The sequence below is a fragment of the Streptomyces sp. NPDC053665 genome (genome assembly GCF_055585285.1).
This window is the reverse complement of sequence record NZ_JBVJKK010000001.1, coordinates 815,552-828,724: the sequence shown is the minus strand read 5'-3', so window position 1 is coordinate 828,724 and position 13,173 is coordinate 815,552. Positions and strand designations below refer to the sequence as shown.

The 13,173-nt window shown below is 74.5% G+C and carries 9 protein-coding genes and 1 pseudogene; 4 read left to right on the top strand and 6 right to left on the bottom strand.

Going from position 1 to position 13,173, the window contains the following annotated elements; all coding sequences use genetic code 11:
• Window positions 1–99 precede the first annotated feature (99 nt).
• Window positions 100–2,148 carry a phosphocholine-specific phospholipase C gene (locus ACZ6ZN_RS03570; protein ID WP_469642782.1) on the top strand — a complete coding sequence of 683 codons (2,049 nt, stop codon included), beginning with the start codon at window positions 100–102 and terminating at the stop codon, window positions 2,146–2,148.
• Here the strand turns inward: ACZ6ZN_RS03570 and ACZ6ZN_RS03565 are convergent.
• Together ACZ6ZN_RS03565 and ACZ6ZN_RS03560 are read right to left on the bottom strand one after the other, a co-directional pair.
• Complete coding sequence (locus ACZ6ZN_RS03565) at window positions 2,138–3,085, bottom strand: DMT family protein (RefSeq protein WP_451877018.1); 948 nt, start codon at window positions 3,083–3,085, stop codon at window positions 2,138–2,140. The genes ACZ6ZN_RS03570 and ACZ6ZN_RS03565 overlap by 11 nt on opposite strands.
• Window positions 3,082–3,954, bottom strand: coding sequence for a phosphatase PAP2 family protein (locus ACZ6ZN_RS03560; RefSeq protein WP_469642780.1), 873 nt, complete (start codon window positions 3,952–3,954; stop codon window positions 3,082–3,084). Before ACZ6ZN_RS03560 ends, ACZ6ZN_RS03565 begins: the two co-directional genes overlap by 4 nt.
• A gap of 165 nt (window positions 3,955–4,119) precedes the next feature.
• Between ACZ6ZN_RS03560 and ACZ6ZN_RS03555 the strand changes: the two genes are divergently transcribed.
• On the top strand, window positions 4,120–4,728 hold the full coding sequence (locus ACZ6ZN_RS03555) for a TetR/AcrR family transcriptional regulator (protein WP_398107876.1): 609 nt from the start codon (window positions 4,120–4,122) through the stop codon (window positions 4,726–4,728).
• A gap of 156 nt (window positions 4,729–4,884) precedes the next feature.
• On the opposite strand, the gene ACZ6ZN_RS03550 is transcribed toward ACZ6ZN_RS03555, so the two are convergent.
• Both ACZ6ZN_RS03550 and ACZ6ZN_RS03545 read right to left on the bottom strand, forming a co-directional pair.
• A complete protein-coding gene (locus tag ACZ6ZN_RS03550) occupies window positions 4,885–6,042 on the bottom strand; it encodes a hypothetical protein (RefSeq protein WP_469643940.1) in 1,158 nt (385 codons plus the stop codon).
• Between the two features lie 303 nt (window positions 6,043–6,345).
• Window positions 6,346–6,426 (bottom strand): annotated as a pseudogene (locus tag ACZ6ZN_RS03545) (DUF2510 domain-containing protein); the annotation flags it as partial.
• A 530-nt stretch (window positions 6,427–6,956) separates the two neighbouring features.
• Between ACZ6ZN_RS03545 and ACZ6ZN_RS03540 the strand changes: the two are divergent.
• Window positions 6,957–9,635, top strand: a complete 2,679-nt coding sequence (locus ACZ6ZN_RS03540; protein WP_469642778.1) for an ATP-binding protein — start codon at window positions 6,957–6,959, stop codon at window positions 9,633–9,635.
• A gap of 30 nt (window positions 9,636–9,665) precedes the next feature.
• Here ACZ6ZN_RS03540 and ACZ6ZN_RS03535 read toward each other — a convergent pair whose 3' ends face one another.
• Window positions 9,666–10,658, bottom strand: a complete 993-nt coding sequence (locus ACZ6ZN_RS03535; RefSeq protein ID WP_451877015.1) for a DUF3048 domain-containing protein — start codon at window positions 10,656–10,658, stop codon at window positions 9,666–9,668.
• A 188-nt stretch (window positions 10,659–10,846) separates the two neighbouring features.
• On the opposite strand from ACZ6ZN_RS03535, the gene ACZ6ZN_RS03530 reads away from it, so the two are divergent.
• On the top strand, window positions 10,847–12,037 hold the full coding sequence (locus tag ACZ6ZN_RS03530; RefSeq protein ID WP_469642776.1) for a zinc-dependent alcohol dehydrogenase: 1,191 nt from the start codon (window positions 10,847–10,849) through the stop codon (window positions 12,035–12,037).
• 45 nt (window positions 12,038–12,082) lie between these two features.
• Here the strand turns inward: ACZ6ZN_RS03530 and ACZ6ZN_RS03525 are convergent, their stop codons facing one another.
• Window positions 12,083–13,147, bottom strand: a complete 1,065-nt coding sequence (locus tag ACZ6ZN_RS03525) for an ATP-dependent DNA ligase (protein ID WP_469642774.1) — start codon at window positions 13,145–13,147, stop codon at window positions 12,083–12,085.
• Window positions 13,148–13,173: the final 26 nt, after the last annotated feature.

Here is a 13,173-nt window from a genome sequence, read left to right as displayed (position 1 = left end):
GCCCCTTCCTCGGCGTTCGGTGTCCCTGAAACACTCCTTCCGCGCGGCTTCCGTCACCCGCCGGCCCTCCCGCACCCCAGGATGAGAGGTCTGTCCTTCATGCCCGACGTCAACCGGCGCCGATTCCTCCAACTCGCGGGGGCCACCACGGCCTTCAGCGCGCTGTCCGCCAGCATCCAGCGCGCCGCCGCCCTCCCGGCGAACCACCGCACCGGATCGATCGAGGACGTCGAGCACATCGTCGTCCTCATGCAGGAGAACCGGTCCTTCGACCACTACTTCGGCACCCTGCGCGGCGTCCGCGGCTTCGGCGACCCGCGTCCGGTCACCCTGGACAGCGGCAGACCGGTCTGGCACCAGGAGAAGGACGGCGCGGAGATCCTGCCGTTCCACCCGGACGCCGACGACCTCGGCATGCAGTTCCTCGAAGGCCTGCCGCACTCCTGGCCCGACGGCCAGCAGGCCTACAACGGCGGCAAGTACGACCGCTGGGTCCCCGCCAAGGGCACCACCACGATGGCCTACCTGACGCGCGAGGACATCCCGTTCCACTACGCGCTCGCCGACGCGTTCACCGTGTGCGACGCCTACCACTGCTCGTTCATCGGCTCCACCGACCCCAACCGCTACTACATGTGGTCCGGGTACACCGGCAACGACGGGACCGGCGGCGGCCCGGTCCTGGACAACGCCGAACTGGGCTACGGCTGGACGACCTACCCCGAGCGGCTGGAGCGGGCGGGCGTGTCGTGGAAGGTCTACCAGGACGTCGGCGACGGCCTGGACGCCCAGGGCTCCTGGGGCTGGATCCAGGACGCCTACCGCGGCAACTACGGTGACAACTCGCTGCTCTACTTCGACACGTACCGCGACGCCGAGCCCGGGGACCCCTGGTTCGACAAGGCCCGCACCGGCACGGACGCCAAGGCCGGCGAGGGCTACTTCGACCGGCTGCGCGCCGACGTCAAGGCCGGCAAGCTGCCCGCCATCTCCTGGATCGCCGCCCCCGAGGCCTTCTCCGAGCACTCCAACTGGCCGTCCAACTACGGCGCCTGGTACATCGCCCAGGTCCTGGACGCCCTCACCTCCAACCCGGAGGTCTGGTCGAGGACCGCCCTGTTCATCACCTACGACGAGAACGACGGCTTCTTCGACCACGTGGTGCCGCCGCTGCCGCCGAAGGACGCCGCACGCGGCCTGTCCACCGTCGACGTCTCGCTCGACCTCTTCCCCGGCGACAGCCGCAGGACGGCCGGTCCCTACGGCCTCGGCCCGCGGGTGCCGATGCTCGTCGTCTCACCGTGGAGCAAGGGCGGCTACGTCTGCTCCGAGACTTTCGACCACACGTCGATCCTGCGGTTCATGGAACGCCGCTTCGGGGTGCGCGAGACCAACATCTCGCCGTGGCGGCGGGCCGTCTGCGGGGATCTCACCGCCGCGTTCGACTTCTCGCGCAGGGACGCCCGGCCCGCAGCGCTGCCCGGCACCGACGCCTACGAGCCGCAGGACCGCGAGCGGCACCCCGACTACCGGCCCACCCCGCCCGCCGACCCGCGCATGCCCCGCCAGGAGCGCGGCCCGCGCCGCACCCGGCCCCTGCGGTACGCGCCGCACGTCGACGCCTCAGTCGACCCCGGCTCGGGCAGGCTCACCCTGACCTTCGCCACCGGGGCGAGGGCGGGCGGCGCCTTCCACGTCACCTCCGGCAACCGCGGCGACGGCCCATGGACATACACCACCGAGGCGGGCAAGACCCTCTCGGACACCTGGAATTCGGCCTACTCGGCGGGCTCCTACGACCTGACGGTGCACGGGCCCAACGGCTTCGTGCGGGTCTTCAAGGGCTCCGGGCGGACGGCCGGCTGCGAGGTCACCGCACGCCACACCGGGGACGACGTCGAACTGACCTTCACCAACAAGGGCTCCGGCACGGCCCGGCTGAAGGTGGCGAGCGGTTACGGCGGCCGGCCCACGGCCGTCACCGTCCGCCCGGGCGCCACGGTGCGCCGCCGCGTGGAGAGCGCCGCCCACCGCTGGTACGACCTGACCGTCACCGACGCGGGGGACGCGGCGTTCCTGCGGCGCTTCGCCGGTCACGTCGAGAACGGCAGGCCGGGCGTCAGCGACCCGGCCATCGTCACCGGCTGACGCCCGTGAGGTGCCCCGGATCGTGCGGCCGGGGCATCCAGCCCGGTTCGGCGGCGGCCGAACCGGGCTCCAGGGCCAGCACGGCGGCCACCGGATGGCCGTCGCCGTGCGGCTGCGGCGCGGGCGCCGCCCGGCTGAGCAGCACCACGCCCCAGGCGGCCAGTCCCGCTCCGCCCAGCGCCAGCAGCACGCCGGCCGGACCGCCCTGGAGGCGCTCGCCCAGCAGCGACAGACCGATCACCGCGGCGGCCAGCGGATTGGCCAGGGTCACCACGGCCAACGGCCCGCCCAGGCCGCCCTGATAGGCCGTCTGCGACAGCAGCAGCCCCCCGGCCGCGAACGCCGCCACCAGCAGCGCCACGCCGACGACCTGGACGCTCAGCACCGGTCCGGACCGGTCCGTCGCGGCCACCGTCACCGTCTGCGTCAGCGCGGAGGCGACCCCCGAGGCCAGGCCGGACGCGGTCGCGTGCCGCAGGCCGGGCCGGGCCCCCGGCCGGGACAGCATCCCGATGAGGGCGGCGGTGGCGCCCGCCACGGCCAGCGCCTCGGGCACGCTCAGCACATCGTCCGGGGCCGGGCCGGACGCCGTGACCAGGATCGCGGCGAGGCCCAGCAGCGTCAGGGCGGTGCCCCGCCACTCGGCTCCGCTCACCCGCCGGCCGGCCAGCCGCGCCCCGAGGGGCACCGCCGCGACCAGGGTGAGGGCGCCGAGCGGCTGCACCACCGTCAGCGGCCCGTACTTGAGCGCCACGACGTGCAGCAGCGCGGCGGCGGCGTTCAGTCCGACCGCGCACCACCAGGCGCCCCGGCCGAGCAGCCGCAGCGGGCCCGAGCCGGAGGAGCGGGAGGCGAGCCGTTCCTGGGCGACGGCCGCGGCCGCGTAGGCGACGGCGGAGACCAGGGACAGGGCGACGGCGACGAGGATCGCGTTCACCGGCCCGCCCCCACCAGCGTCTGCTCCTCCTGCGGGGCCGCGGCGGGCCGGCCCGCGCCGGTGCGGTCCGGCGCCGGACCCGCCGTGCCTGCCCGGCCCGCGGTGCGGTGCGGGGAGCGGAACGGCAGGAGGGTCCGCAGGGACGCGGTCGCGGTCACGGCGGGCACCACCGCGAGGGCCAGTCCCAGCAGGGCTGCGGCGACCAGGGCGTCCAGCCAGTAGTGGTTGGCGGTGCCGACGATGACCAGCAGGGTCAGCGACGGATGCAGCAGCCACAGCCACCGCCATCGGGACCGGGTCGCGGCGATCAGGCCGACCGCCACCATCAGGGCCCAGCCGAAGTGCAGCGAGGGCATCGCCGCGAACTGGTTCGACAGGGAGTCCGCCCCGGGGTCGCCGTAGACCGAGGGGCCGAACGCGCGCGCGGTGTCCACCAGGCCGGTGGCGGCGAGCATGCGCGGCGGGGCCAGCGGGAAGAGCAGGTGCAGCACCAGGGCGGCGGCCGTGAGCGCGGCCAGCACCCGCCGGGCCCGCAGGTAGTGGGCGGGGCGGCGCAGGTACAGCCAGAGCAGGAACGCGGCGGTTGCGGGGAAGTGGACGGCTGCGTAGTAGGTGTTCGCCAGGTGCACGACGCCGTCGCCGTGCAGCAGCAGGGACTGCACCGCCCCCTCGCCGGGCAGGTGGAGCGCCCGCTCGGCGTCCCACACGCCGCGCGCGTTGCGGAAGGCCTCACCGGTGTGGCCCGTGGCCAGTTGCCGGCCCAGCTTGTAGACGACGAAGAGACCTGCGACGAGCAGGAACTCCCTGAGCAGCGGTGGCCGCGCTATCGCGTCGGACCCCGCCGGCGCAGGCTCGGTGCGGGCATTCATCCCCCGGCCCCTTCGGTGACGGTGGTGCTGTTATCGGTACGGCAGCGTACCGATACGCCAGTGTACCGATACGTCGGCGTACCGGTACACTGGCGTATCGATAGACGAAGGACACACCACCGGCCGGGAATGCCGGCCACCCGACGGAAGCGAGGAGCACCGACCATGACGTCGCAGGCTGCGGACGGGCCCGAGCCGGCCGGTACCTCGCGCCGCTCCAAGATCACGCCGGAGCGTGAGCAGGAGTTCTTCGACGCCGTGCTGGAACAGCTCAGGGAGTGCGGATACGACTCCCTCACCATGGAGGGGATCGCCGCCAGCACCCGGTGCAGCAAGTCCACGCTCTACCGTCAGTGGAAGACCAAGCCGCAGTTCGTGGCGGCGGCGCTGCGCTCGTACCGGCGGACGCGCTGCGTCGACACCGGCTCCCTCGCCGACGACCTGCGCGAGGCGGCCCGCATCACGGGCGACCTGTCGGGGCGGGACACCAAGCTGCTGCACGCCCTCACGCACGCCGCCACCCAGGACCCGGAGCTGCAACGGGCCCTGCGGGAAGCGGTCGTGGAACCGGAGATCGCCGCGCTGAAGGAGATCGTCCGGCGCGGGGTGGAACGGGGCGAGGTGCCCGCCGACCACCCGGCGCTGGAGTACATCCCGGCGCAGATGCTCGGCGTGCTGCGCCTGCGGCCCGTGCTGGAGGGCCGGCCCGCCGACCCGGACTACCTGGTGCGCTTCGTGGAGGCCGCGGTGCTGCCCGCGCTCGGCCTCACCTGAGACCCGGGCCGCCGTCCGCAGGATGACCGGACGGCGACCCGATCGCGCCGACCCGTGGGGACGGGGGCGGCGCGCACCCCGCGGCCGGGCGGGGTGCCCCTGTGAGCGGCAGGGGCGCCCCACCCGGCCGTCGCTCCGCGCCGGCGGGGCGTGACGTCAGACGTCCTGGCCGTTGCCGCTGCCGGTCGCGACCTTGATGCCCTCGGTGATGTCGTCGAGGACCTTCTCCTTCTGGTCGGCGTCGACGCCGAACCGCACGACGACCATCAGCTTGGCGTTCGCGGGGGAGGGGAACGCCAGCGACTCGACGATGCCGTCGGCACCCTTGCTCGTGACGGCCTTCCAGCGGACCAGGTAGCCCTTCTGCCCCGCCACGGTCACGGCCCGGGAGGCCAGCACGTCGTGCTGGGTGATCCCGCCGTAGGACTTGCCGCCGTAGGACTCCTCGGCGTTCGCCCCGATGTCCGCCTTCGCTATCTCCTCCGGGGTCGCGCCCTTCGTGCCGAGGGCCACGGCCGGGGCCGAGTAGGCACCGCCCTTCGTGCAGGTCGACGAGGTGTCGCCGGGACACTTGTAGGAGTCCTCGGACGTCACCTGTGCGCCCGCGTTCCCCTGCTGCCCGTACCAGCCCTCGGGTATCGGCAGGCTGATGCCGCTGACCCGGTCGGTCACGGAGCCGCTCCTGATCTTCGGCGGCTCGGACCGGCGGGGCTGCGGGCTCTTGCCGCCGGGGCCGTCCTCCCCGCCCGGGTTGCCACCCGGTCCCCGTGAGGTGGCCGACGGGCCGCCCGAGCCGTCGTCGGCGGTCAGTGCGTACGTGCCCACGCCGATGCCGGCGAGCACCACGACGGCCGCGGCGACGGCCGCCCCGATCCGCAGCCCGCGGCCCTTGCGCGGCGGAGCACCGCCGGGATGGACGGGATACCCCGGCGCCGCCGGATACCCGGCCCCGGGCGGGTACGCGCCGCCGGGCGGGTACGGGGCTCCCGGCGGGTACGCGGCGCCCGGCGGATGGGCGGCTCCCGGCGGGTACGGGGCTGCGGACGGGTGTCCGGCTCCCGGGGGGAACGGAGCTGCGGTCGGGTGTCCGGCTCCCGGTGGGTACGGGGCTGCGGCGGGGCCGCCGGGGGCGGGCGGATACGGCGCTCCGGCCGCCTGACCGGCGTGGGGAAGCTGCCCCCCGGGGCCGGCCGGCTCGCCGGGGGCGGGGGACGGGCCGGGTGTTTCGCCGGCCGCGCCCGGGCCGGTCTGCCCGGTGCCGGCCGGGTCCGCCGGTGAGGCGGCGGACCCGGCGGCGCCGCCGTCCGTCGAGATGCCGTCGGCGCCCCGGTCCTCGGAGGCGGCCTCCTGCCCGGAGGCGGCAGCGCCGCCGGAGGTGGCACCGCTCGGGGAGGGGCTCTTGTCCAGCGAGGGGCCCTCGCCCCCGGACGCGGTTCCGCTCCCCGAGGCGGGCTCGTCCCCCGAAGCGGGCTGGTTCCCGACGTGAGCGCTGCCCTCCGCGCGGGGCGCGTCGGCCCCGGTCGTAATGTCCGGCGCCGCCGGGGACGGATCCGGCGCGGCCGGGGGAGCCCAGGACGCGGGCTGCTGCGGGCGGATGCGGTCCGTCCAGGCCCTGCCGTCCCACCAGCGTTCCGTGGCGGGCCCGTCACTTGTCTGTCCGGGATCGGGGTACCACCCGGAAGGAGTCTCGCGCGTCATGCCCCCACCGTATGAGGCGTCGGTGAAAGAGGCATGAGAGGAGCCGGAAGCAATTGTTCCGGCGGAAGCCGGACCCGCCCCCGGGCAACCTGGGCCCCAACGCGGGAACGACGGCCGAAAACCGCCGCCTCGACCCGGGCGAGAAGAACGCGGGTGCGGATGAGGGCGCACGCGCTCACGAGGGCCTCGGCCGCGCTGCCGCCCTCCGGTGTGAAGAACCGCGCCGCGATGATCGTCGCGAAGTGGCCGTGGACGCCGGAACCGTACCCCTCGACGAGAAGCCCGCAGACCCGGCGAGCAGCGCCCGCCGTCCGTCCCCGCGCGGGCCGTTCGCGGTGAATGAACGTCAGCTCCCTTGTTTTTACGCCCTGTTGACCCGAAGGTGGCTGGTGGCGGGCCGGGTGCGTCGCCCGGCTGCACCCGGTGTCACCCGTCACGGCAACAGGTGCCGCGACCACCCTCCACCGAGGCAAGCGGACGGCTAGGCTCGACGTCTGTACGTCGTTCGGGCGACTTGGGGAGGTAGCGGGATGACGGAGGTACGGCCAACGGCCGCCGCCTCGGCTTCCCTGTGGGAGCGGGACGAGGAAGTCGCCGCCATCGCACAGGCGGTCGACAAACTCTGCACCGACCGTTCCTCGTCCGGCGGGCTGCTGGTCTTCCGCGGCGAGGCCGGACTCGGCAAGACGGCCCTGCTGGCCGAAACCCGCCGCGTGGCCGAGGCGCGGGGCTGCACGGTCTGGTCGGCCCGCGGCGGCGAGACCCTCAGGTCGGTCCCCTTCAACGTGGTGCGGCAGTTGCTCCAGCCGGCCCTGGTGTCGATGCTGCCGGAGGAGGCCCGCGAGTACCTCGGCGACTGGTACGACATCGCCGGACCCGCCCTCGGCATCGCGGACCCCGGTGCCCGGCAGGCCGACCCGCAGGGCGTGTGCGACGGTCTGGTCGCCGCGGTGCGCCGGCTCGCCCGCCGCGACTGGCCGCTCGTGCTGCTGATCGACGACGCCCACTGGGCCGACCAGGAGACCCTGCACTGGCTGGCCGCGCTCGCGGAGCGCCTCGACGAGACGTCCGTCCTGGTCGTCGTCACCCGCCGGCCGGACGACGTCCCCGACGTGAGTGCCCGGCACCTGGAGACCGTCGCCGCGGCCGCCGACGGCCCCGTGGCGACCCTGAGCGCCCTCACCCCGGACGCGACGGCCGGGCTCACCCGCGCCACCCTCGGCCGGCACGCCGACGCCGCGTTCTGCCGCGAGGTGTGGGCCGTCACCGCGGGCAACCCCTACGAGACCGTGGAACTGCTCGCCCGCGTCCAGGACAGCGAAGTGGAACCGGTCGAGGCCCGCGCCGGGGAACTGCGCGAACTGAACCGCTCGGCCCGCGGCGGCGGCCTCGTCGCGCGCCTGGAGGAACTGGGCATCGACGCCACGCGGTTCGCCTGGGCCGCGGCCATTCTCGGCACCGGCATCTCCATCGACCTGGTCGCCAAGCTCGCCACCCTGCGGCCGCAGGACGCCCGCCGCTGCGCCGAACTGCTGCGCACCGCCCGCATCCTCACCGAGCCGGACCCGAGCACGGGCCACGCCGCCGACGGGGACCTGGAGTTCGTCCACCCGCTCATCGCGACGGCCGTCTACCACTCCATCCCCGACGCCCTGCGCACCGCGATGCACGGCATAGCGGCCCGCATCGTCACCGACGAGGGCCACGGCGCCGCGGCCGCCGCCCGCCATCTGATGGAGGTACACCCGGACGACGACGAGGAACTCGTCGGGCAACTGCGCGAGGCGGCCCGCGAGCACCTGGCGGTCGGCGCGCCCGACGCGGCCCGCCGCTGCCTGGAGCGGGCCCTGCAGGAGCCGCCCCGGCCCGAGTCGCACCCGCACGTGCTCTACGAACTGGCCCAGGCCACCTTCCTCACCGCGCCCGCCCGCACCATCGGCCATCTGCGCAGCGCGCTCGGCATGCCCGGCCTCGACGGCGACCGGCGCGTGGACGCCGTCTTCCGGCTGTCCCAGGCGCTCCTGCACAACGACCAGCTGGAGGAGGCCGTCCGCACGGTGGAGGCGGAGGCCGCCCGGCTGCAGCCCGGGCCCGCCCGGATGCGGCTCCAGGCCGTGCACTTCATGTGGGAGGGCCTGCACGCGGGCGAGGCCACCTCGCCCGGCCGCTCGCAGCGGCTCGCCGACCTCGCGGGCACCTGCACCGGCCGGGACAACTCCGAACGCGCCCTGCTCATCCTGCGCGGCTTCGACGCCCTGATGCACGGCGAGAACGCGGAGGAGGTCGCCGAACTGTGCGACCGCGCCCTCGTCAACGGCCGGCTGGCGCCCGGCCTCGGCTGGACCGACACCGAGTGGGGCATCGAACTGCTGCTGATGCTGGCCAACGCGTACGCCTTCACCGACCGTCTCGACCGGGCCGAGGCCCTCTACAACGAGGCCCTGCGCGCCTACGAGACGGCCGGGTGGAGCGGCGGCCACCTGGCGCTCGCCCACGCCTACGTCGGGCTGGGCCACCGCAGGCGGGGCCGTCTGCGCGAGGCGGAGGCGTCCCTGCGCGAGTCGCTGCGCCTGGCCGAGCGCGTCGGCCGCGGACTGCCCCTGTACTGGTCCGCGACCTGCAACCTGGTCGACACGCTCCTCGCCCGCGACCACGTCGACCAGGCCTGGGACGTGGCCGAGCGGTACGGCTTCGCCCCGCCGTACCCCTCCACCATCGTGCTGCCCGACCCGCGTTCGGTGCGCGGGCGGCTGCTGCTGGCCGTCGGGCGTACCAAGGACGGCATCAACGAACTGGAGGCCGCGGAGAAGGCGGCGGCGGCACGCGGCCACCACAATCCCGTGCTCGTTCCCTGGGCCGCGGACCTGGCCCGCGCCCTCAGCACCGAGGACCCCGACCGTGCCGCCCGGCTCGCCGTCGAGGTCCGCCGGCAGGCGGAGCGCTTCGGCACGGACACCGCCATAGGGGAGGCCCTGCGCTGCGCCGCCGCGCTGGAGACCGGCCAGCGGGCGGTCCGGCTCCACGCGCAGGCGGTCGCCTACCTGGAGGCCTCGCCCTGCCAGTACGAGCACGCGGCGGCCCGCATCGAGTACGGCATCGCCGCCCGCTCCGCGAGCGACCTGCGCCGGGGCCTGGACCTGGCGGTCTCCTGCGGGGCCGACGGGCTGGCGGCCCGGGCCCGGGCCGAACTCGACGGCGGAATCGAGTAGTTCGCCGTCGACCGGGTGCGCGCGGGCGCGTCAGGACGCCTTGGCGTACACCACCCACACCTGGCCCTCGGCGAAGTTCACCGGGGTGCCGTCCGGGGTGGTGAACGCCGTGCCGTCGGCCGCGTCCGGGCGCTGCCAGCGCGCCTTCCAGCTCCGGCCGTCGCGCAGCACCTCCGCCTTGCCCGTGCCCACCGTCTCGGTGTACGGCGTGTTGTTGCCGAGGAAGTCGCGGAAGGCGGACTCGCGCACCTTCACGTACTGCACGACGACCGTCGCCGGGGCCGGCGGCGTGCCGCCGGCGGTGGCCGCCGGGCCGCCGTCCATGCCCACCAGCCAGCGCTCGCGCGCGTCCGACCAGGTGAAGGTGAAGCGGGCCGCCGGGTAGCGCACCGTCCGCGAGTCCGTCGCCGTGCCACCGGAGGGCGCGGGGCCGTAGCGGAAGCCGGTGGTCAGGGCCGCCCGGCCCGGGGCCTCGGGCACCAGCCGCCCGGGCCGCAGGTAGAGGTTGTGCGGCGCGGGCCGGTCGTCGGCGCGGAAGTAGGCCGCGGCGGCGTCGGACGGGGTCTCGGCCCGCAGCGGAGCGCCGTCGATCAGCGGCAGGAGCTTCGTCTGCGCGCCGGAGAAGGCGAGCGTCGGGCGGTCGAACTGCCGCAGCAGCTCCAGGTCCGACTCGCGTGCGCTGCGCACGGGCCCGACCACCTCCGGCAGCCGGGTGGCGTAGACCGCCATCAGCCTGCTGAGTCCGCCCTCGACCTGCTCGGCGTACACGACGTCCGCCGCGTCGACACCCGTCTGGGGGCGGGCCGCGGGGGCGTTGTCGATCTTCACGGCCAGCACGGACGGTCCGCCGGCTCCGGGGGAGGCCGTCCGGGAGTTCCCCCGGTCCGTTCCCCGGCCGTCGTCGCCCGGGCCGTTCCCGCCCGTGCAGCCCGCCAGGGCGGCCGTCGCCAGGGCGGCCAGGAGCGCCGCCGTCGTCGCGGTGCGCCGACCGCGCACGCCCCGTCCTCTGCCCACCGTCGTCATCACGCCTCATGTCATCGATGTGTCTAGATTGTGCGCTTATCTGAACATCGACGCCCACTGTTAAGCGGATATGGCAAGTCGGTGTCGCTGCGCTGTCCGCCGATCGGCCCAAGATTCGGCCCGGGCGGCAGGGGTACCCGGGCCGCGCCGACCGACCGACGCGCAGGCCGACGGAGGGACCCGAGGCGATGAAGGCAGTGACCTGGCAGGGCAAGCGGGACGTGCGGGTGGACGAGGTACCCGACCCCAAGATCGAGGAACCCACGGACGCGATCATCCGGATCACCTCCACAGGGCTGTGCGGATCCGATCTGCACCTCTACGAGGTGCTGACGCCGTTCATGACCCCGGGGGACATCCTCGGCCACGAGCCGATGGGCATCGTCGAGGAGGTGGGCGCGGGTGTCCCGGACCTCCAGGTGGGGGACCGCGTGGTGGTCCCGTTCCAGATCGCCTGCGGCACCTGCTGGATGTGCCTGACCGGCCTGCCCACCCAGTGCGAGACCACCCAGGTCACGGGCGAGGGCATGGGCGCCCCCCTGTTCGGCTACACCCGCCTGTACGGCGCCGTGCCGGGCGCCCAGGCCGAGTACCTGCGCGTTCCGCAGGCGCAGTTCGGCCCCATCAAGGTGCCCGAGGGCCCGGCCGACGACCGGTTCGTCTACCTGTCGGACGTGCTGCCCACCGCCTGGCAGGCGGTCGCCTACGCGGCCGTCCCGAAGGGGGGCAGCGTCGCCGTGCTCGGCCTCGGGCCGATCGGCGACATGGCCTGCCGGGTCGCCCGGGTACAGGGCGCCGACCGGGTCTTCGGCGTCGACCTGGTGCCCGAGCGGCTGAGCCGGGCCCGTGCCCGGGGCGTGGAGACGTTCGACCTCAGGTCCTTCGACAGCGAGGAGGAACTGGGCGCCGCGATCCGCGACCAGACCGACGGCCGCGGCCCCGACGCGGTCATCGACGCGGTCGGCACGGAGGCCCACGGCAGCGCGGTCGCCAAGCTGGTGCAGAACGCGGCCGCCGTGATGCCGCGCAAGCTGAGCGGCCCGATGGCCGAGCGCTTCAGCGTCGACCGGCTCGCCGCCCTCCACACCGCCATCGAGCTGGTGCGCCGCGGCGGCACCATCTCGCTCTCCGGCGTCTACGGCGGCATGGCGGACCCCCTGCCGCTGCTGACCATGTTCGACAAGCAGATCCAGCTGCGGATGGGCCAGGCCAACGTCCGCCGCTGGGCCGACGACATCATCCCGTACCTCACCGACGAGGACCCGCTCGGCGTCGACGACTTCGCCACGCACCGCGTGCCGCTGTCGGACGCGCCGCAGGCCTACGAGATGTTCCAGCGCAAGCAGGACGGCGCGGTCAAGGTGCTGATGCAGCCCTGAGCATCCCCCGGACGCCCTGAGGTTTCCCGGGACGCCCGGGCAACCTCAGGTGCCGAGGATCTCGGCGAGGTCGTAGCGGACCGGCTCCTCCAGCTGCGCGTACGTGCAGCTCTCGGGGGTCCGGTCCGGGCGCCAGCGGCGGAAGCGGGCGGTGTGCCGGAAGCGCTGCCCGTTCTCCATGTGGTCGTACGCCACCTCGGCCACCCGCTCGGGCGCCAGCGGCACCCACGACAGGTCCTTGCGGCCCGACCAGCGGCTCGGCGCCCCCGGCAGCCGGGCCGTCTCGTGCGCGGACTCCTCGGACCAGGCCGCCCACGGATGCCCCGAGACGTCGTCCAGGCGCAGCGGCTCCAGCTCCTCGACCAGCTCCGCCCGGCGCTTCATCGTGAACGCCGCGGACACGCCCACGTGCTGGAGCGTCCCCCGGTCGTCGTACAGGCCGAGCAGCAGCGAACCCACCACCGGGCCGCTCTTGTGCAGGCGGTACCCGGCGACCACCACGTCCGCCGTCCGCTCGTGCTTGATCTTGAACATGGCACGCTCGTCCGGCCGGTAGCGCACGGTCAGGGGCTTGGCGATCACGCCGTCGAGGCCCGCCCCCTCGTACTGCTCGAACCACTGCCGCGCCACCTCGATGTCGGTGGTCGCCGGAGCCAGGTGCACCGGGGGCGCCACCCCCGACAGCTCCCCTTCCAGGCGCTCCCGCCGCTCCGTCAGCGGAGCCTGGAGCAGCGACTCGTCCCCGAGGGCCAGGACGTCGAACACGACGAGGGACGCCGGCGTCCGCTCCGCGAGCATGCGCACCCGCGAGTCCGCCGGATGGATCCGCTCGGTCAGCGCGTCGAAGTCCAGATGCCCCTCCCGCGCGATGACGATCTCCCCGTCCACCACGCACCGCCGCGGCAGCCGCTCCCGCACCGCCGTCACGAGCTCGGGGAAGTACCGGGTCAGCGTCTTGCCGGTACGGCTGCCGAGCTCGACGTCGTCCCCGTCGCGGAACACGATCGCCCGGAAGCCGTCCCACTTCGCCTCGTACTGCATGCCCGCGGGGATCGACGCGACCGACTTGGCGAGCATCGGCAGGACGGGGGGCATCACCGGCAGATCCATGCGTCGATTCTGCGCCCGCATGCCGG

Bases quoted from the DNA above. Each gene is read 5' to 3' on its own strand.
- ACZ6ZN_RS03570 (WP_469642782.1), top strand. From the start codon at position 100: ATGCCCGACGTCAACCGGCGCCGATTCCTCCAACTCGCGGGGGCCACC.
- ACZ6ZN_RS03560 (WP_469642780.1), bottom strand. From the start codon at position 3,954: ATGAATGCCCGCACCGAGCCTGCGCCGGCGGGGTCCGACGCGATAGCG.
- ACZ6ZN_RS03555 (WP_398107876.1), top strand. From the start codon at position 4,120: ATGACGTCGCAGGCTGCGGACGGGCCCGAGCCGGCCGGTACCTCGCGC.
- ACZ6ZN_RS03540 (WP_469642778.1), top strand. From the start codon at position 6,957: ATGACGGAGGTACGGCCAACGGCCGCCGCCTCGGCTTCCCTGTGGGAG.
- ACZ6ZN_RS03535 (WP_451877015.1), bottom strand. From the start codon at position 10,658: ATGACGACGGTGGGCAGAGGACGGGGCGTGCGCGGTCGGCGCACCGCG.
- ACZ6ZN_RS03530 (WP_469642776.1), top strand. From the start codon at position 10,847: ATGAAGGCAGTGACCTGGCAGGGCAAGCGGGACGTGCGGGTGGACGAG.
- ACZ6ZN_RS03525 (WP_469642774.1), bottom strand. From the start codon at position 13,147: ATGGATCTGCCGGTGATGCCCCCCGTCCTGCCGATGCTCGCCAAGTCG.